The organism is Chryseobacterium gwangjuense (assembly GCF_021311115.1).
Classification (GTDB): Bacteria; Bacteroidota; Bacteroidia; order Flavobacteriales; family Weeksellaceae; genus Chryseobacterium; species Chryseobacterium gwangjuense.
This window is the reverse complement of sequence record NZ_JAJTNP010000002.1, coordinates 523786-544841: the sequence shown is the minus strand read 5'-3', so window position 1 is coordinate 544841 and position 21056 is coordinate 523786. Positions and strand designations below refer to the sequence as shown.

Below are 21056 nucleotides of genomic sequence, written 5' to 3'. Positions count from 1 at the left end.
AAATATCAAAATGTCCGATATAGGAAAAATTATAAGAGTAAATGCATTGCCTCCTCCTGACAAAAGAGAAAACAATGTCATTTACCAAGTAGCTGCACCAGGTGCAGCTACTTATAAAGATTATGCGATTGATGCTAATGGGGATTTAAAAACACCATCTTATATCCCATTGACAGGAACAGTAGAAGGAAAACCCTTAACTAAAAACATAGAAGTAGATCCCAATCAAGAAGGAGCTGTAGGATTTATATCCAATACACCTGATTTATCCAAAGTTGCTTTAACAATTCAAGAAGATGGTAGTGTACTTGCTGAATCCCGTAAAGATACAGATAATATCTCCTCCTCTATCCATTTACACCATGATACAGGAATAGAAATAACAGCAACAACATCAAATAATCAATTTTCTGCGATTATAGATACTTCTGGCTTGCAGGGTGATAATTATATTCCTCCTTCAAGTGATGAGCATTATGTACAAAAAAAATACATCACCGATAACTTTACTTCACAAGCCAATTTAAACAGTACATTGGCTGATTATTATACCTCAGCGCAAACGGACGATTTATTTTATGATAAAACAGAAGTAGACGCCAAACTTTCCGCTGTATATAGACCGAAAGGATCGGTAGCTAATTTTGCTTCACTACCAAGCTCAGGAAATACAGAGGGAGATGTTTGGAATATTATAGATTCTGGATCTAATTATGTCTGGGTATTAAACCTCAACAATACGGGAGCTCCAGGATGGGATAAACTGTCTGAAACCATTGATCTTACCGCTTATTACACACAAAATCAAATTGATGCTACACTTACTAATTATATTGATGCTAATGGAAATTATAATATTTTTGGTAAAAAATGGTTTAAAACAGATGGAGGAAATACATGGGACAATAATACAGCCAGAATTCAAGGTGTAAATGGTTATGATGCAGGATTAACTTTTTTTAGATCTGGTATTGATGTTGGGCAGATTATTTTTGATGGTTATCGATTCAATTTTACCAATGATAATAACTCAGGAGGTTTTAAACAAATTAAAACAGAGGGGTATATTAAGAATGGATCAGATTCCAATCATTTACTTACAGGTGATGGTGGACATAAAGCTATTTCTGATTTTGTTTTAGATGCAGATTTAAATAACTATTGGCAAATATTTAACCATCCAACAAGTGATTATAAAGGTGTCAATGCAGGACAACCTTTTTCTATTCTTAGTGGGAATTCTGCTGAAAAATTATATTCAGGAGGGGTATTAACATCTGATAATTATAGTGATGGGATATATATTCCTGAACATGGAGGATACTTTAAAGGTGTAATATCTGGTTCAAAGGGTATAGTAAAACCTCAAGGTACCGGTTTTGGATTACAAAACATCAGACAAAATCCTACTCATTATTCTTATTGGGGTGCTATAACAGGTTCAATAGTAATATTGCTTCCTAATGCCTTTCCTCTACATCAAACTAAAATTAAACTTAGAATTGTTGATAATCAGTTTTACCAACATTTCCAACATATTGAAGTCAGTACTTACTTATCAGCAGGTACAGATCCTATCTATAATTCTGCTATTATTACAAATGACACCTCAGGAGCACCTAATATAGCAAACAGAATAAGAATAGGTACTACACCATCTGGTAAAGGATGTATTGTTATTAATGCAACTAATACTGCTTGGTCTTATCCTCAATTGATGGTTGATGAAGTTATAACTGGGGATTATGATACAGCTTTATTAGATTGGTCAACTTATATAGTTACTGATTTAACAGGATATGCTTTATCAGATTTAGGATTAACAACCGCTATCAATTCTAGCTCAGTTATCAACGTAGATTTAACGGATGGTATAAATAATGGCTCAAATATAAGAACAAATAAAACATGGTTTGATTATGATTGGGCAGGAACAGGAAAAAGAGGTTCTGTAATTAATTTTTCAGGATTGGCAGGTTTATATTCAACAGAATTATTTGCTGAATATGACGCAGGAGGTGATTATATTGGTGTAAGAACTAAAAATGGTGACTTGGGAGGCGTATGGAATTCTACAAGAGAATTGTATCATACAGGTAATTTTAATCCTGATAATTATATCCCTAAAACACATCCTGTTTACAATGTCTCACAGTATTATTTAGATGGCTGGTATGGTTATAAACCATACGAAGATAATAGAGGAATTGCTCCAAATCATTTAGGCCCGCATTCAGTTCAACATGGTTTTGGTTCGTGGGATAATAACAATAATGCACCTTATGCAGATTATCTCCATTTTGGAGGTTATTCAGATGGTTCAGGAGGTAATCAAAACCTCATCATGTTTAATAAAAACAGTTTTGGATTAAGACAATATCATGGAACTTCTCAAGGAATGTCACCATATTCAAGTTATGTAGATTATTGGCATACTGGAAATTTACCTAATCCTGCAACTCAATCGGATTTAAATAATTATGTACCTATTGCAGGAAATACTGCTATACAAGGACTTAAAAGATTTACAGGAGCTTACACTCAATGGGCTTTAAATGATGATGGAACAACTAATGCAAATGGATTTATTCAATCAGACCCTGCTTCATTTAATATAGGTACATTAAATAATAAAAATGTTGCCTTCTATAGAAATTCATCAATTAAAGTATTGATTGAAGATAATCAAACGAGTTTTGCACACAATGTACAAGCAGATACTTGGGTTGCTTCATCAGAGATTGCAATAGGACAAAAAGCAGGAGCTCTAAGAATTACAAAACAAACACCTGATATTATAGGAGGTCTATCAGAATCAAATGGATGGGCTTATTTTAAAGGTACTGGATTTATAGCTGATGGCGGGACATCTTCTCAATTTTTAAAAGCTGATGGAACATTAGATAATAATACTTATGCATTATCATCTTCATTGGGAAATTATATTCTTAAAAGTGGAGATACTTTAACGGGAGGTGGAATTATACAAGACAATGGTAATATCACCTTACAGCAAACTGGTATTGGAGGTAATGCAACAGGACTATTTTGGTTTAAAATGGATGACTCTGAAAGAAGTTCAGGAATAGGAACATTTACCCAGGATGGAGAAGTACAATATCTTTACATGGGATGGAGTAATGCTCCTTGGGATGTTTATACTTCTTTATCTGTAAGTGATAGTTTTTTGAAATATAAAAATAATGATATTTGGCATGCAGGGAATTTTAATCCTTCTAATTATATTCCATACACAGGAGCAACAGCAAATATTGATATTAATTCTAAAAACTTTACTACTACAGGCTTAATAAGCGGTTTTGAATATCAGGGAAATATATTCGCATCTACTGTAATGGCAGGTAATCAAGTATTTAACGCCAATAATGCGAATGCTTTAATTTTTGGAAATGATATTGTGCCTAGTCTTTATTATGGAGCATTATCTAATCACAATTGGTATGTTAATGGAAATCAAGTAGGATACATGACAGCCTCAGGATTAGGTATATTAGGGAATGTTTCAGCAACAACAGGTTTTATAGGTGCTACATTTAGTTCAGGAGCATTAGCTGGGAATACTATTATCAATTCTGATACAACTCAGATATTTTTTGGTAATAATTCAGTAACTAATACCTATTATAGTACGGGAAATAGTCACATTTTCAATGTTAACGGAAGTCAAATAGCTTTTATTAATGCTAATGGACTTGGGGTTACAGGAAATTTACAATTAAACGGCTATAATGTCATAACAGAAGCTCAAAGAGGAGCTGCTAATGGTGTTGCTCCTTTAGGAACCGACAGTAAAATATCTTCCGCTTATTTACCTAGTTATGTAGATGATGTTTTAGAATTTGCCAATCTTACTGCTTTTCCAGCAACAGGAGAAAGTGGTAAAATTTATGTAGCCTTAGATACAAATTTAACGTATAGATGGGGAGGTTCAAGCTATATACTGATCTCATCCGGAGCGGTTCAATCGGTAAACGGACAAACAGGAATTGTTAATCTATCCAAAACAGATATAGGATTAGCCAATGCAGACAATACTTCAGATGCTACGAAAAATGTTTTATCTGCAACAAAATGGACGACTCCAAGAACATTATCTTATACAGGTGATGTAACCGGATCGGCTTCCGTTGACGGTTCCGGAAATGTTGGTTTTGCCATGACATTAGCTAATTCAGGAGTTTCGGCAGGAACTTATAACAGTGTAAACGTTGATGCTAAAGGCCGGGTTCTCTCAGGTAATACTATTAATTATGTTACAGAATCTTATTTAGCAACATTTTTACAACAGAACTACTTCAATCAAACGGCTTCTGATGAAAGATTTGTGAATGCAAATGGAGATGAGGCAATCAACGGTAATAAAACATTTACTTCCAGTCCATCTATACCGGCTGCTATAAACGGAGATCATGCGGTAAACCTAGAACAATTGACATCAAGTTTATCAAATGTTGTCCGCGATAATGATGACTTTGAAATTCTGGAAATATATAGATTAATAGATAGTAACCCTTTCGATCTTGATGACACCCGTATTAAAAAGTACAATATCGTTTTTGAGGGCGCTTCAAACGGATCTGTTAATATCACACATTTAAAGGATAACCAATACTATCAATTCTCCAATGTATCAGGCGGCGCTGATTTAAGAATAAACGTAGAAGGATACGGTGCGGTAGACGCAGTCTCACCGGGGAAAACTGCAGTCTACATGTCATGGGGTGGTGGAAAACTATTGAAAATATCTGAAAATGATAATGTTTCGATCATATAAAACTGTCACAGACAAAAACAACCCAAGAATATCCATCTCTTAAAACGTCTCTCAACTCAGTTCTTTCAAGAACTATTATTACAGAGACCCTTTTTAATCAAATTATTAACTAAAAAAACAAAAAACAATGTCCAATATTGGAAAAATTATACGAGTAAATGCATTACCTCCTGAAGAAGAAAGAGAAGTAGATGTTATTTACCAAGTAGCAGCACCAGGTTCTACTACTTACACAGACTATGCTATTGACTCCAATGGCGATTTAAAAACTCATACTACTTCAGAAACAAAGAACTATAAAGTGTATGTTGCAAAATTACAAATAGATTCTTCTTTTAATTTAATTGCAACTGTTCTGGATAACAATTTAGGTACTATCATATGGAGCAAAACAGGAACCGGAGCTTATAAAGGGGTTTTAACAGGAGGAAAATTCACACAAGGCAAAACAATTGTTCTGACTAATGTTTCTTTTGCCCCTATTTATACTACAGGAGCAGTTCCCGGATATAGCTTTCCGGTTGATACAGAGATCAGCTTTTCTTTAAATGCAAGTGCCGATCTAGAAGTTCCTTTAGGAATGATCGAAATAAGGGTATATAACTAAAATCTCACACTCAATTAATCAAAACTGGCAGAGCCTAAAAACTCTGCCTTTATTAACACCAAAAATCACAAAATGAGTTTAGAAATATTAAATAATAAAGGAAACACCGATTCTATCAGTTCTAAACTGCTTTCAGAGAATGATCTCCAAAATGGCTTGTTTAAGAAACAAAGCTTTTTAAGAAAAAACACTTTTGATGAGATAAGCGCTTTTAAAAACAGTCCCTTTGGACAATATTGGGAAAAAAGATTGCCTGCATTTGCAATATCCGACTATGGACCTTCTAGAGTTTTAAATGAAACCAACTTTAGTATTATAGATCTTTCCAAAAGATTTAGTTCTGCAATTGCTTCATTGTACAATAATTCTATAAATGAGAATTGGGATGATTTAAAGTTTGTTGTCTATGCCAATCCTGATGGAAATGAAATTTTAAAACAATATGCCAATCCTGAATTTAAACCCGAAGACAATCAAGTAATGTTCCTCATAGAAACTGATGATGGAAAATTTGATTTTGGGAAAATCGTAAGAGTAAAATTGGGTAAAAAAGCAATAGAAAAATTAAAGTTTCAATACCCTTTTTTAGGACAAACAGATGAAGACGATTTAGCTGTAGAATTTTTAAACAGGTCTTTTGAAATAAAAACAGATTCCAGTCTCGAGTTTTCTCAAGCCGATAAAGAAAGAAAGCTTGATGCAGGAAAATTAAAAAAGCTACTAAAAAAAGCTATAAAATATGACTATAGCCAAAAAAAGTTTGATGACATGTCATTGTTCTTAATCCTTTTGCAAGGGGACGAATTTTTAGGATTAAATACTCCCAAAAAGATTCTGGAACTTTCACAATGGATGAGAACAAAAAAATACGAAGAAGAAAAATTTTGGAATGCTTTATTAGAAGAAGATTTCACTCCAGCATTTCTACCGGATGTTATTGTTCCTCAAAATAGAAATAATATAAAAGAATCTATAAAGAATAAATTCAAGCAACAAATTGACAATATCCCAAAAACAAATAAAAATGATGTTGTTATAGAAAAGATTTTCAAAGAAATTTTGAACAATATTTTATTATATTTGTTTGATAAGTTTTCTTCTTTACTAGATGAAGGCTTAAAAATATTAGATAAGTTTTTACCTGAAGGTGAAATACTTAACGAGATTTATAATCTCAATGCTTTTTTAGTTGGTCTTTGGAATGGATGTATAGAATTTGTTGCAGGAATTATAGATTTAATCTCTTTGATCATGATTATTGCAAGAGATGGAATCGGCTTTGCACTTACAGATGCATTAGGTGAAGCTTTTGAAGGTCTTTTAAATGAAATTGTTTATAATTTTGAAGGTTTTATAAAATCCCTTTGGAAAAAGTTTCACGTTGCAATAAAAGAGTTTCCTGATTGGTTTTTAAAGTATGGCAGTAATCCATATTATCATTATAAAGAGCTTGGTGAACTAACTCCTGATATTATAACTTTACTTGTACCTGCGCTGAAAGCAGGAAAAGCAAGTAAAGCAGCAGAGGAAGTCTCTTTATTAAAAAATCTTTCCAAGGCGGAAAAGGAATTAGCTTTAGAAAAACAAACTCAAAAATATCTTGACAGTTATTATGAGACTTTTAGAAAGGAGTCAGATAATTTTTCTAAGAAACTTGAAGAAAAAACAGCAGAGAATAAGACTAAAGAAATTTTTGATAATGCTGAAAAAGAATTAGATGAACTTATAGAGGTAAAAGAGAAAACGACTCCTAGTAAAAATGAAAATCTGTCCGCAAAACCACGAGGTCGCCAAACAAAAATACCAGAAAATTTAGATGATGCTACCAAAACATCTTTAATTCTAGAAAACGATGCAGCCGAAATCTTAGCTAAAAAAGGATTTGATATAGAACAAAACCCTTCTATATCGACAACACTTAAAAATCCTGATTATATTATTGAAGGAGAAGTCTTTGATTGTTATTCTCCCTTTAATAGTAATAAATCTGTTAGAGGTATTTGGTCTGAAATTGCCGACAAAATAGAAAAAGATCAAACTAATAGAATTATCTTAAATTTAAAAAATTGGAATGGAGAAATTTCTAAACTTCAAAAACAATTTTTAGATTGGGAAATAAGAGGATTAAAAGAAGTTATTTATATAACAAAACAGGGAGAAATTAATTATTTAATGCTAAAAAAATAAATCATGTCACTAACTTATCATTTAAAATTTCGAAAAAAATTAGAAAACAAAAAACAACTTACTGAATTAATAGATAAGTATAAAAATAATTTTTTCGCAGTTTCAAACTTATACTCTACAAATCAAAGCTACGAAGAAGGTAAATTTCAAGATCAATATTTAAATATTGATTTAGCAGATTCGTCTAAAATCTCTTTTGATGTTTTAAGAAAAGAAGCAGATCCATTATTATGGAAAGAGTTACTGCAAGAAATTGTTTATAAAATAACTACGGAAATATACCCTAACGAAGACTATTTTTTTGATTTTCAAGGCGATATAGTATATGAACTAAGAGAAAATGGTGTTATTAAGAAAAATAATATTGATTTATTCATATAAAATATTTTTCCTAATAATATTATGAAACCTATTAAAAATGATAAATTTTCATTTATAGACGATGATGGCCAAGAGAAAATATTTTTAAGAGGAAAATATTTTGAATTTGTCTGTCTTTTAATTACAGGTTTTTTCGAAAAAAAGATTATTGAAAATGAATTTTACTCTTATTTTATATCATTCTTAAATAATCTTGAAGATTATGACGGAGTAGATTATATAAATCATCAAATACCCTATCATTGGGCTTTATCCATCATTCAAAATAAAGACACTACTGATGCCTATAAATCAGAGGAATTAGAAAAATTGCTTGAATTTTATTCAAATTTTGAAAAGCAGAACAATATTAGTTCTTTTATCATGGTTAAAACATTACCCTCATAATTTCCTCACAAAAATAAAACACGACACCTTTTGAAATAATAATGTATTTATGAAGCAAATGGAAAAAGGAAAGAATTTGAATACTGCAACGATGTTCACAGAATAAGAAATTCAAAAATAGTATATGAAATTTAAATCAATTGTTCAAACCCAATTTGAAAAAGCAGGATGGTTTGAGAATAGAAATATAGCATTAAATCAAAAAATTAATAATGTAAATAGTTTACCGCTTCATCTAAAAGAATTCTTACAATCCTATGGTGATTTAATTATTGAAGATTGTAAATCTTACAAATCAGAGGTAACCAATACATTAAATACAAATATAGATTTCCTAAAAAATATTGAAAATAGTGATCTCCCTTTTCCGGGCACTTATTATAAAATAGGTTACTTTTATCCGGATCATTATATGGTTTATACAGATTTAAAAGGTGCAATTTATCTAATCGGTGATGGTTTTTATAAAATGAATGATAATTTTTTAAATGGCATTGAAAACCTTATTGAAGATAATTGGGATACATGCTTAGAATGGGATTCCGGAGCAAGAAAATGGGTAAAATAAAATTAATTAAAAAATAAAACACGACACCTTTTGTCGCATTAAGCCCATATATTTGTCTTATAAAATTCATCCATGAAACGCTTGCGTTCCATTCGACAAAATAAAACGCTGCAAAGCTGCAACATACATATATCCGAATGAAAAAAGATTTTTACCTGACAAGATATGCCTTAATTATAAAAAGATTAGAAAGTTCTCCGGCTACTTACTCGCAGCTGGAGGACTATCTTCTCAACTCTTTCGAATTTCAGGATGCGGACATCAAGAGCTACTCTATCCGTACGTTGCAAAGGGATATCCGGGAGATTTCGGATCTTTTTAATCTTTCTATTCATAATAAAAAGAAAGGGGATAATCGTTATTATATCGAAAGTCGCCCGATCATGGAAGTGGATGAATACAACCAAAAATTACTCGAGTCTTTTCAAGTAAGCAACGCCATGAATACGCATCCGGATTTTGCTGATTTTATCTTTTTTGAAAGCAGAAAACCGACCGGTGTTGAAAACTTCTATGATTTGTTTTTTGCCATCCGAAACAAAAGAATCGTTTCTTTTGAGCATTACAATTACAAAAACAAACTGATGACTTCCCGAAAAGTTCATCCCTTGGCTTTAAAAGAATCCAAAGACAGATGGTATCTGATCGCTATCGACACTAAAGATAAAATGCTAAAATCTTTTGGATTGGACCGAATCAATTATTTGGATGTGAGTGACAAACAATACCGCGAAAAATACAAATACAACTTCAGGGAACATTTTAAAAATGCGTTCGGTGTGATGAATCTTTCGGAACAAAATCCTGAAAAAATCGTCCTGAAATGCAGCAGACATCAGGGAGAATACATCAAAAGCTTTCCGTTGCATCAGTCTCAGAAAGAGCTTAAAGAAACGCCTGAAGAGATTTATTTTGAGTTTTTCCTTCACCCTACTTACGATTTTATGCAGGAAATTCTTTCTTATGGAAAAGAAGTCCGTGTTTTAGAACCTAAAACTTTAGTTGACGACATCCGAAATCATCTGCAACAGTCTTTGAACAGCTATCTTAGCGAATAAAAAAGAATAGAGAATTTTGGTTATTTTTGATTACATTTACATAAATATTTCAATTTGAAACCTATATTCTTTTGTCTGTTTTGCCTTATTTCTTCTTTTTGTTTTTCCCAACAGACAGAAGAATTCAAAAATGTAAAAAACTTCTACAACCAGCATAGAAATATGCTCAATACTGAGTTTAAAAAGAAATTTGAAGCAGAGGAGAACAATACTTTCGCCAAAGCAGCTATAAAACAGGATTATCTTTTGTTTATGAAAAAGATGGACAGCATCGAAAATGTTGCCATGATCGGCGCTTTGTTAAGAGTTAAGAATCTGGAAGATTTACAAAGGATCAAACAGAAAAGCGATAAAATAGAATTATCCAATACTCAATCAAAAGGAAGTTCAACTGTAAACAAAAATGCGGATTATCCGGGCGGAATCAATGCTTTAAGACAGGAAGTTGCCCAGATTTTCTATACAGCAGGAGTATATTCTGAGACCAAAACCATTAAAGCCAATGTAGATTTCATTGTCGAAAAAGATGGCAGCATCAGCAATGTAAATGCTCAGGGAGATAATTTCACCTTCAACAGACAGGCTGAAATTGCCTTATACTCTATTCCTGAAAAATTCTCTCCGGCAACCATTAACGGAGAATCGGTGAGATTTAGTTTCAAGCTTCCTTTAACCATGAATATCGAATAAATGTTTACGGACGAATATTATATGAAAATGGCTTTACAGGAAGCCGAAATGGCTTTAGAAAAAGATGAGGTTCCCATTGGATGCGTTATCGTTTCTAACAATAGAGTCATTGCAAGAGCACACAATCTTACCGAAACACTAAACGATGTTACTGCTCATGCCGAAATGCAGGCAATAACTTCCGCTGCTAATTTTCTAGGAGGCAAATATTTAAAAGATTGTACGCTTTATGTGACATTAGAGCCTTGCGTGATGTGTTCCGGAGCGCTTTCATGGTCACAGATTTCAAAAGTAGTGATCGGAGCCAGAGATGAACAAAGAGGATTTATTAATAAGCATCTTTCTCTCCATCCGAAAACGGAAATCGTAACCGGAATCATGGATAACGAATGTTCTTCGATTGTAAAGGAATTCTTTAAATCAAAACGTTAGATCTTATTTATCTTTTCCTAAAAAATAAAGTCCTTTAAGAGTATGTAATCTGTCTGCGATATGAATTTTATCGGTCAGAGGTTTGTAAACATGGGAAACTCCGCCTGTCGCTACAACGAAGCAATCGTCATTGACCTCATCATTAATTCGATCAATAAATCCTTCCACCATTCCTAAAAAACCATACACCATTCCGCTTTGCATACAAGTAACGGTATCTAAGCCTAAAACTGTTTTTGGTTTTTTCAATTCAATTTCCGGAAGTTGTGCGGTCTGACTGATTAAAGAATTAAGAGAAGTTATAATCCCCGGAGCGATAATCACGCCTAATGTTTCTCCATCTTCTGCAACACAACTTGCCGTAAGAGCCGTTCCGAAGTCTAAAATTATTTTTTTTCTGTCAGGATACAGATTGTGAGCCGCCACAAGATTAGCATAAATATCCGTTCCCATCTGCTTCGATTTTGCCTGAACCGCTGAAGGAGTAGTTCTATCAACAATTACAGGAGTAATATCGTGTATTTTCTTGATCGCAGAACTCATTACTTTGGTAAGCTGAGGTACAACTGAGCCAATAATTACTTTGCTGATCTCTTTAGGTTCAATTTTATACGTTTGGTACAGCATCATCATTTGAACATATAATTCATCAGCTGTTCTGTAAGGTTTTGTATTGATTACCCATGAAATATCACAGTTATCCTCATTAAAAAGGCCAAATCTGATATTACTGTTTCCAACGTTTATGACAATTGAATTCATTGATTTATGTTTCAACCGGGCTATTCTGAGTAATAGAAGTTTAACTTCAAAAAGACCGCATTAATTTTAAGGCTCAAAATTAATAATTTTTAATAAAAATCTACCTTTACAGTTCTCTAAATTCACCCGATTTTTTTGGTTTTCAAAACAATTAATTATATTTAGAGTCGTAATCCCACTAATTCTTTTCAACAGATATGAAAAACTTTGTTCTGATATTTTTTGTTTTTATTAACCTTAGTCTTTTTGCCCAAAGCAACCCTTCTATAAAAGATATTTATCCGGAAATTAAAAAGCAGTCCCAAATTGATAAATCCGACAAAACGATTTACAATCTCCTAACGACTTTTTATGAAAAAAATCTTCAGGCAGACCAGGAAGAAATGACTCCTGAAGATATTCAGCAAATTGAAAAACTGGTCTCTGATCCGAACACCAAAAACCTTCATGTTCTTATGCTTTTTTTAATGTATCAACAACACATTAGCAAAACGGCAGCAGTAGGAAAAAAAACTGATTCGGATTTTCAAATTGAAACCATGAATATCTTAGAAAATGAAACCAAAGAAATATTCGGGAAGGTTCCGGCTATCATTTACATCTACAAAGCAGAGGCGTTAGAAAGTGGCAATAGAAGGGAAGAATCTCAAAATATAATTACACAAGGTTTAAAAGAATATCCTGATTCGATTCCGCTTAAAGTCTACAGCTACCTGAATACTAAAGACAGTACTCTAAAAAGCGATTTGATTAAAAATCACTCAAAACATTGGATGGTACAGCAATTTGAAATACAATAAATCAATTATTTTTCAAGCAAGATTACTTTCAAAATCCCGTATTAATAGGCTAATTATGAGATGATAAAGTTTTTTAAATAATTCTTATTCCATATATTAAAATTCACTAACTTAGGATAAATTTAAAGCGGAATCCGAAAAGCTTAACAAAGAGTAGGAATTACCAACACCTTATTAATCAGTATGAAAAATCTTAAAAAAATTTCAAGAGAAAATTTAAAAACAGTAAAAGGAGGATACACACAGGAATGCGTAGATAATATGTATGCGATGGGATGTCAAATAAATCCTGCCCCCGGTTTAACTTATACGTCTATTCCAGGTTGCCCAATTTCTGTTAAAAGATATTGCCTAGTCTAGAATTTACATAAATGTCACCCGTCAAAATTGACGGGTGATTTTATTTTATAGATTCTCTTTCTTTACCATTTTATATCTGTTTAAAAACAAAAATCCCACAGAATATCTGCAGGATTTTATTTTATATTGTTAGAATAATTACTTCACCTCAACAAAATTATTTTCCAAATTCACATCTGCCATTCTCTCACTGAAATCAATTCCTAAAACCGCCAATTGGTCTTTTGAATAAGGAACTGTAATAGAATATTCTTTCTGTGTCCAAGGCCAATATGGCATTGTTTTGAACTCACCAAAAGCATCTTTTTCTTTCCAGGTATGAGTCATATTTAAAGGAACCTGATACGTTACAATTTTTTTGTCTTTAGTCATAATACTAAAATCAATCGGCATCGGAACCTGTCCATTATTTACCAGAGTAATTGTCGTAGATTTTGCATCATATTTTACATCTTTAATTCCGTAATCGATAGTTTTGGTCGTATTAATCCAATAATTCTGGAACCACTTCAAATCCATTCCTGAAACTTTCTGTGCAATATGTAAAAAGTCTCTGTCAGACGGATGTTTCATCGACCATTGATCGTAGTATTGTTTTAATGTTTCCGCTAAATTCTGCTCTCCCATAATATAACCCAGCTGTACCAAATACAACTCCCCTTTCACATAAGAAGCATACGTGTAAGCTGTTCCGTTATCATGATGATCGCCCAACCAAACTGCAGGCTCTTCAATCCCTTTTTTAATGAAACTTCTGTAGGCATTCACAGAATTTGCAAACGGATTCGGAAGTTCTTCTGCCGGAGGAAATAACTGATTCATTACATATCCTTCCGCATAACTCGTGAACCCTTCATCCATCCACGGACGCATCGATTCATTCGTCGCCAACATCTGCTGATACCAAGAATGAGCTCCTTCGTGAGCCATTAATCCTATTAATCCTTCAATATCTTTAGCTTCACCTAAAATCATCGTACACATTCCGTATTCCATTCCGCCATCTCCCCCTTGGATGAAAGCATAAGTTGGGTAAACATATTTTCCGAAGTGAGCGTTCATTAACTGGAAATATTTCGTCACATACGGCTGAGCCTGCTCCCAAACCTTGGTTTTATCATTATTTTGATACACTAAGAATACTTTCGGACCTTGAGGAACATCGAAGCTTTTTACAACATAATCTCTGTCTGCCGCCCAAGCGAAATCCAGCATATTTTTTGCCGTCCATCTCCAAGTTGTTTTATTTTTTTCAGCTTTGATTTTTGCATTAGCGTCATAGCCTTTTACTTCAGCCGGGTTTTCAAGAATTCCTCCTGCTCCAATTACGTAATCTTTGTTGATTTTAATCGTCACATCAAAATCTGAAAACGGTGCATGAAACTCTCTTCCGATATAGTCGAATGTTGCCCAACCATCATAATCGTATTCTGCAATTTTAGGATACCATTGAGTCATGGTCATATCAACACCTTCCCTGTTGTTTCTCCCGCTTCTTCTGATTTGCTGAGGAATCACTGCATCCCAATCCATCGTTAACGTTGTGGTAGAATTTGGTTTAATCGGTTCTGCCAGATACACTTTCATGATCGTTTCCTGAACTTCAAACTTCAATGTTTTTCCGTTTTGCTTAATCCAGTGAATATTTTGTGCTCCTTCCTGATCTTTCGGAATAGAAGCCAATCTTGAAATTCCGTCTTTCTGCAATCTTGAATCTCCGTTTTTCCCTTGTCCGGCAACTCTCTGATCCATCATGGAATTTGGTTTAAAAGCATTCCAATACAAATGGAAATAAACCACATTAAGCTCATCCGGAGAATTATTCGTGTACTCTAAAGTTTGATTTCCCTGATAAGTAAATTTTTCAGCATTCACATCAATATCCATCTTATACTTCGCAGCCTGCTGATAATAAGCTCCTTGCTGAGCCTGAAATTGTGAAATTATAAACGCAAACAGGATTGCAACCGATTTTTTCATTTAAAATTTTTTATTTTTTTTAAAGATAAGTAATTTAAACAAAAGCCTCAAATATGGAGCTATGATGAGGTTTTCGTTCTGTTTTATATAGCTTAGATTCAAATTATTTTGATTGTTAAAATATTTCCCGCAGATTTTACGGATTTCACAGAAAATTATTTTGAAAAAATCTGTGGAATTTGTGTAATCTGTATGAAGAGAAAATATTAATTCGTCAACAATTTTTTAATCAAAGTAATCTGCCCCAAATGATAATATGCATGCTCAATCATCCCGTCAATATTTCTTAAATACGTTCCATATTTTTCATCGACAAAAACTTCATTCATTTTAGAATCGGGCATTTGTTCCAATAAACTGGCAAATTTTTCAGAATCAGTCCAAAGCTTGTGTAAAAGTTCTTCCCATTGTTTCTGAGATTCAATTGGAGAAAGGTCGAAACTGTATTGATCTCTGATTTCCAAACCGCCGCCTTCAAAAACATTCACCAATCCTGCGATATAATAATCGATATGAAAAGTAAGCATAGCAATCGTATTCAAAGAACCAACTTTCGTCATCGCCTGTTCCCAAGTGACCTCTTTTAACTGATCTTTAAAATTGGTATTGGCAATCCACAAACCATCCAGCAATACTTCTCTGAATTTTTTGGCTAATTGTGAAGTTGAACTCATTTGTTTTTAATTTTTTTTAAAGTTAAGATTCTTTTTTAACCAATACTTAAATGATGGGTTATACAACGGCTTTCAAAACATAATTTTAATTTAGATTAGAATTAGATTAGTCGAAAATTAACTAAAATAAAATATTTGGAAAATATATAGGATTACATTACATTCGTTATAAACAAACACAAGCGTAACCGAAAAGCTTATAGAGTAGGAAAAAACAAATCAAATTTTATTATGAAAAATTTAAGAAAACTTTCAAGAGAAACTTTAAAAAATGTTAATGGGGGTTATCAAATACTTGATTGCTCAAAATGGGAAGACCAAACAAGAACAATGGAGTGCCTAAGACAACAACCAGGATTTATTTCTTGTATTTCCTATTATAGCGATAACGCTATTGGATGTAATGAAGGACAGACTTGTATTAATGGAAATTGCGTTAATAATTAAATAAACTTCGTATTCATCTATTAACTTTTTTCAAATAGCTAAGAAAGATTAATCTACTTATAAAAGAATATTTTTAAAAACAAAAAACCTCGAATGAAAACATTCGAGGTTTATATTTATTTGAAGTAATCAAATTATTTTTTAGCAGAAGCTTCTTTCTTTCCGCTTTGTAAAATCTTCTCCAAGATTCTTAATGTAATCAGATACGTTGGTTTAACACCTGTTAATCCCAAACCACCTGAAGAAAGTGTACTTCCTGTTTCCAAAGGATTATCCGAAGCGTAATATGCATACATTACAAATAAATCCGGTGAAATATGATGTCTGATTTTAGATGCTACCTGAATAGCTTTTTGATAATGCGCTCCTTCCATTTCAAGACCGATTGCCTTCCAAGAAGTGTTCATAAAATAAGAAAGAATATCTCTGTTTTGAAGTGAAGTTCCTAATACGGTAATCATTGGTCCTTCAAAAGCTTTTAATTCATCATCATGGAAATCTGCCAATTTCAAAGCATTTTCGAAAGGATAGTTATCTGCAGTTCCTTCAAAAATATGAGATGTAGGAATCATGATATCACCTTTTCCTCCTTCCAGAATCCCGGCTTTACCCATAATCGAAACAGATTTCACTTTCATCATGTAAACTTCTCCATTATGCTCAAAAGGTCTCAGTAATTCATCCATAACCTCAAAAGCCTGCTCACCAAAAGCATAATCGAACACCATAATTACATCGTCACCTCCATATTTTATGTCGCTGAAAGGTGTATTTTTAAGGTTCATTTTGCTTAAATCAATGATCTGAACATCAATATTACTTCCGCTCTTATCATTAATATAGATCATCCCTTCCTCCAAAGCGTATTTTGAAACTTTATCACGAAGCTCTTTTTTATCAGAAATCTCTCCGTACAGTTTATAATCTACTTCTTTGTTGTCTTTTTTCTTCAAAGCATCATTAGCATACAGCATATTTTTCACGGAATGCATATTGGCCGAAATAATATGCAACGGACGCATGTGAAGATTGTTTTCAAACAAAACCTCTTTCACTTTATTCGCCCATTTTTCACCGAAATAATGATGTCCTACTCTTTCCTTTAAGATCGAGCTGAAATGAATTTCTCTTTCTCTCGTTTGTTTAGCATCTTCCAAACTTACTTTTCCTAAGTTATAGATGATCTTAAATAAACGGTCAGGATTTTGATCGTCCCCGAAAGTATTGTAAGCATTTAATGTCTCTTCAAAAGTTCTTCCTATTAAAGAAGATAAATGAATCAGCGCCACTTCTTTTTCTTTTCTGCTGAATTTCTTTTCGCCTTTTACTACTTCTTCGATTATTTTAAAAGCACGTGTTGGTTTCCAGTTTTCATCCTGAATGAAAGCTAAATTCCTGATTTTATCGGCTTCTATAAATAAGAAGGTAAGGTGAGTCAAAATATCATAGATCTCAGAACGTCCCAAAAGAACTTCAATATTCATCTGGTGTTCATCGATTCTATAACAGTTTCTTCTTCTCTTTTTAGGTACAATTGGTTCGAAACTTCCTTTATCAAACCCCTCATCTGATGTAAGATGAATAAAAGCGCATTCTTCAATTCCCTCCGGAAGCCTGTCTAAAACATACATCAATCCATCCAGTTCCAATTTGCTCGGAATACTCATGGTTCCATAAATTTCCGGATTGATCGTCTTCAACAAACTTCTGATGCTCTCCCCCGAAACACCGGCAGGTTTAAAAAAACCTCTGTAAAAGAGGTGTCTCATAGAAATATACAATCTTTCAATTGCTTCCGTTGTTTCTCTTGCTCTAGAATTTGTCATAAAATAAATTTCACACAAATATACAAAATCTCTGCCCAACTTAGTTTAAGTATCTTTTAATAAACGATTTAACATAATATTCATATGGAAAACTTTCAGCATCCATTTTCCAACTTCTTTATCTTTATAAGGAGCTACTTCCCGCTTTCTGCTATATCTTTTTTGCCGACGCTTTCTTCACTGCAAAAAAGGATGTCGCGACAATCGGGGCTAGGAAAGAATTATGTATAAAAACCACCCCGTCAAAAATTCTTTGAATTTTCGCCACCCCTCCAAAGGAGGGGAATTCTTACATTAGAGAAACTCATCAAAAGAAAAACCAGTAATAACGTTTGTCATTCCGTAGGAATCTAGGCTTAAATCATCATATAATAACATTATTTAGATTCTTACTTCATAACAAATTGATGGAAACAACACGATCAGAGGAGATTCTTCATTCCGTTCAGAATGACAGAAGAAAATAATCGTATTAATATAGAATATACATTATAGTAATTCGTAAATTGAACACATATAATACTTGTTGGCAATTTCACTCCATTCAAAAAACTCAAAACCTGAAATTTTAAATTTCAAACCCAACCAACCCCTCTCAAAAACCAAATCATTGTTTAAAATTTAGTTAAAAATTAAAATACCCCTAAAATTTTTAGGGTATAAATTTTTTCAATTCATTTTTTTTGTAAATTTGCCCTGTAAAAATTAACCTATATGTCAACTTTAAGATTCAAAGCGTTAGAAACTTTACCATTTAAGGACTTTAGAAGAGATAACTCAGTTGAAGTTCCTGTGAAATTGTCAGAATTATTCTGCCAAAATGTTTTCTCAGAAGAAACAATGAGAGAATATTTAACAAAAGAAGCATTCCAGTCTATTATGGATGCGGTAAAAAAAGGGACTAAAATTCAGAGACACATTGCAGATCAGGTTGCTGTAGCAATGAAAGACTGGGCAATGAGCAAAGGAGTAACTCACTACACTCACTGGTTTCAGCCTTTGACGGGGACAACTGCAGAAAAGCACGATTCTTTCTTCACTCCTATCGAAGGAGGTAGAGCTATTGAAAGATTCAGCGGAAATTTATTGATTCAACAGGAGCCGGATGCGTCTTCTTTCCCGAACGGAGGAATCAGAAATACTTTCGAAGCTAGAGGTTATACAGCTTGGGACCCTACTTCTCCGGCTTTCATTATGGGAACTACCTTATGTATTCCTTCCATCTTCATCTCTTATACCGGAGAAACTTTAGATTATAAAGCACCTCTTTTAAGAGCTTTGAACGCTGTAGACGAAGCTGCAACCAACGTAATGCAGTATTTTGACAAAAACGTAACAAAAGTAACTCCTACTTTAGGTTGGGAGCAAGAATATTTCTTGGTAGATTCAGCATTATACCAATCTCGTCCGGACCTTGTATTAACAGGTAAAACTTTGCTAGGACACTCTCCTGCAAAAGGACAACAGTTAGATGACCACTATTTCGGTTCAATTCCTACAAGAGTAATGAACTTCATGAAAGAGCTGGAAATCGAATGTATGAAATTGGGTATTCCTGTAACAACAAGACACAACGAGGTAGCTCCAAACCAATTTGAGCTGGCTCCAATGTTTGAAGAAGTAAACGTTGCTGTAGACCACAACTCTTTGTTGATGGACGTAATGGCAAGAATTGCTCACAGACACCATTTCCACATTTTGTTCCACGAAAAACCATTCGCAGGAGTAAACGGAAGCGGAAAGCACAACAACTGGTCTTTAGCAACTGATACAGGTGAAAACTTGTTGAGCCCGGGAAAAAACCCTAAGAAAAACTTACAGTTCTTAACTTTCTTCGTTAACACTATTAAAGCGGTTCACGAATACGCTGATCTTTTAAGAGCAAGTATCGCATCTGCAAGTAACGACCACAGATTAGGTGCTAACGAAGCTCCACCAGCAATTATTTCCGTATTCATCGGAAGCCAGTTGTTCAGAGTTTTGGAAGAGCTTGAAAAAGTAACGGAAGGAAAACTTTCACCGGACGAAAAAACAGATTTAAAATTAAATGTAGTTGGAAAAATCCCTGAAATCTTGTTGGATAACACTGACAGAAACAGAACGTCTCCATTTGCATTTACAGGAAATAAATTCGAGATCAGAGCAGTAGGATCTGCTGCAAACTGTGCAGAATCTATGACGGTAATGAATACCATCGCTGCAAAACAATTAATTGATTTCAAAAAAGAGGTTGATGCTTTAATTGAAACTGGCCTTAAGAAAGACGAAGCGATCTTCAACGTATTGAGAGAATACATCAAGCAGTGTAAAAACATCATGTTTGAAGGTGACGGATATTCTGATGACTGGGCAAAAGAAGCTAAAAAGAGAGGATTGAACAACTTGAAAACCACTCCGGAAGCTCTTAAGCAGGAAATGGATAAAAAATTCCTGGATCTTTACGAAGAAATCGGAGTTTTCACTCACAGAGAGGTTGAAGCAAGAAACGAAATCAAATTAGAAAAATACTCTACTGTAATTGATATTGAAGCAAGAGTTTTAAGTGATATCGCAAGAAACCACATCATCCCTTCTGCTTTAAAATATCAGAACAGGTTAATTGAAAACGTAAAAGGTCTTAAAGAAATCTTCGGAGAGAAAGAATTCAAGACATTGGCAAAAGAACAAATGAGTTTAATTGCAAGCATTTCTGAAAACGTTTCTACCATAAAAGTAGGTGTTGAAGATCTGATTAAAGCTAGAGAAGCTGCAAAAGCAACGTCTAACAGCCAAAAGCAAGCAGAAGTATATTGTAACAAAGTAAAACCTCTATTCGATGTTATCAGAGAAGCTTCTGATGATCTTGAAATGATGGTTGATGATGAACTTTGGCCAATGACAAAATACAGAGAAATGTTATTTACGAAGTAACATTTGTAAAGTTCCATATTAGTCAAGCTTTCCGGATTTTTTCGGGAAGCTTTTTTTATTTTTTTAACAGCCTGGAAAAGTAGAGTTTAAAATCCTGAGTATCGACTAATAAAGGAAACGCTATTTATTTTGTTAAAGAATCTTAATAAAAAAAACCGCACACTTGCCTAAAATAGGCGGTTGCGGTTTGTT

General features: G+C 33.4%; 17 protein-coding genes. 13 read left to right on the top strand and 4 right to left on the bottom strand.

Annotated elements, in window-relative coordinates; all coding sequences use genetic code 11:
* Nucleotides 1-10 precede the first annotated feature (10 nt).
* The 9 genes from LV842_RS05965 (at nt 11) to LV842_RS05925 (ending at nt 11105) form a co-directional block, all read left to right on the top strand.
* Complete coding sequence (locus LV842_RS05965) at nt 11-4795, top strand: hypothetical protein (RefSeq protein WP_233110541.1); 4785 nt, start codon at nt 11-13, stop codon at nt 4793-4795.
* A 127-nt stretch (nt 4796-4922) separates the two neighbouring features.
* Nucleotides 4923-5402: a hypothetical protein gene (locus tag LV842_RS05960; protein WP_233110540.1), complete on the top strand. Its 480-nt coding sequence runs from the start codon at nt 4923-4925 to the stop codon at nt 5400-5402.
* A 72-nt stretch (nt 5403-5474) separates the two neighbouring features.
* The gene (locus LV842_RS05955) at nt 5475-7589 is read left to right on the top strand and encodes a CdiA C-terminal domain-containing protein (RefSeq protein ID WP_233110539.1); all 2115 of its coding nucleotides are present in this window, start codon (nt 5475-5477) and stop codon (nt 7587-7589) included.
* A gap of 3 nt (nt 7590-7592) precedes the next feature.
* Nucleotides 7593-7970 carry a hypothetical protein gene (locus tag LV842_RS05950; protein ID WP_233110538.1) on the top strand — a complete coding sequence of 126 codons (378 nt, stop codon included), beginning with the start codon at nt 7593-7595 and terminating at the stop codon, nt 7968-7970.
* Between the two features lie 21 nt (nt 7971-7991).
* Nucleotides 7992-8357 (top strand): hypothetical protein, encoded by a 366-nt coding sequence (locus LV842_RS05945; RefSeq protein WP_233110537.1) that lies wholly within the window; start codon nt 7992-7994, stop codon nt 8355-8357.
* A gap of 124 nt (nt 8358-8481) precedes the next feature.
* Complete coding sequence (locus LV842_RS05940; RefSeq protein WP_233110536.1) at nt 8482-8925, top strand: hypothetical protein; 444 nt, start codon at nt 8482-8484, stop codon at nt 8923-8925.
* A 137-nt stretch (nt 8926-9062) separates the two neighbouring features.
* Complete coding sequence (locus LV842_RS05935) at nt 9063-9983, top strand: helix-turn-helix transcriptional regulator (protein ID WP_233110535.1); 921 nt, start codon at nt 9063-9065, stop codon at nt 9981-9983.
* A gap of 54 nt (nt 9984-10037) precedes the next feature.
* Nucleotides 10038-10673, top strand: coding sequence for a hypothetical protein (locus LV842_RS05930; protein WP_233110534.1), 636 nt, complete (start codon nt 10038-10040; stop codon nt 10671-10673).
* Nucleotides 10674-11105 (top strand): nucleoside deaminase, encoded by a 432-nt coding sequence (locus LV842_RS05925; protein ID WP_233110533.1) that lies wholly within the window; start codon nt 10674-10676, stop codon nt 11103-11105.
* Nucleotides 11106-11108: 3 nt separating this feature from the next.
* Here LV842_RS05925 and LV842_RS05920 read toward each other — a convergent pair whose 3' ends face one another.
* The gene (locus LV842_RS05920) at nt 11109-11867 is read right to left on the bottom strand and encodes a type III pantothenate kinase (protein ID WP_233110532.1); all 759 of its coding nucleotides are present in this window, start codon (nt 11865-11867) and stop codon (nt 11109-11111) included.
* Nucleotides 11868-12064: 197 nt separating this feature from the next.
* Here LV842_RS05920 and LV842_RS05915 point away from each other — a divergent pair, with 197 nt between their 5' ends.
* Together LV842_RS05915 and LV842_RS16135 are read left to right on the top strand one after the other, a co-directional pair.
* Nucleotides 12065-12667, top strand: a complete 603-nt coding sequence (locus tag LV842_RS05915) for a hypothetical protein (RefSeq protein WP_233110531.1) — start codon at nt 12065-12067, stop codon at nt 12665-12667.
* Nucleotides 12668-12850: 183 nt separating this feature from the next.
* Nucleotides 12851-13027: a bacteriocin-like protein gene (locus LV842_RS16135; RefSeq protein WP_449508548.1), complete on the top strand. Its 177-nt coding sequence runs from the start codon at nt 12851-12853 to the stop codon at nt 13025-13027.
* Between the two features lie 138 nt (nt 13028-13165).
* Here the strand turns inward: LV842_RS16135 and LV842_RS05910 are convergent, their stop codons facing one another.
* Together LV842_RS05910 and LV842_RS05905 are read right to left on the bottom strand one after the other, a co-directional pair.
* Nucleotides 13166-15007, bottom strand: a complete 1842-nt coding sequence (locus tag LV842_RS05910; protein ID WP_233110530.1) for a M1 family metallopeptidase — start codon at nt 15005-15007, stop codon at nt 13166-13168.
* Nucleotides 15008-15213: 206 nt separating this feature from the next.
* Complete coding sequence (locus tag LV842_RS05905) at nt 15214-15681, bottom strand: DinB family protein (RefSeq protein WP_233110529.1); 468 nt, start codon at nt 15679-15681, stop codon at nt 15214-15216.
* Nucleotides 15682-15912: 231 nt separating this feature from the next.
* On the opposite strand from LV842_RS05905, the gene LV842_RS05900 reads away from it, so the two are divergent.
* Nucleotides 15913-16128, top strand: a complete 216-nt coding sequence (locus LV842_RS05900; RefSeq protein WP_233110528.1) for a bacteriocin-like protein — start codon at nt 15913-15915, stop codon at nt 16126-16128.
* A 134-nt stretch (nt 16129-16262) separates the two neighbouring features.
* Here the strand turns inward: LV842_RS05900 and LV842_RS05895 are convergent, their stop codons facing one another.
* Nucleotides 16263-17954, bottom strand: coding sequence for a DUF6909 family protein (locus LV842_RS05895; RefSeq protein ID WP_233110527.1), 1692 nt, complete (start codon nt 17952-17954; stop codon nt 16263-16265).
* 714 nt (nt 17955-18668) lie between these two features.
* Here LV842_RS05895 and LV842_RS05890 point away from each other — a divergent pair.
* Nucleotides 18669-20864 (top strand): glutamine synthetase III family protein, encoded by a 2196-nt coding sequence (locus LV842_RS05890; protein ID WP_233110526.1) that lies wholly within the window; start codon nt 18669-18671, stop codon nt 20862-20864.
* The last annotated feature ends 192 nt before the right edge of the window (nt 20865-21056 follow it).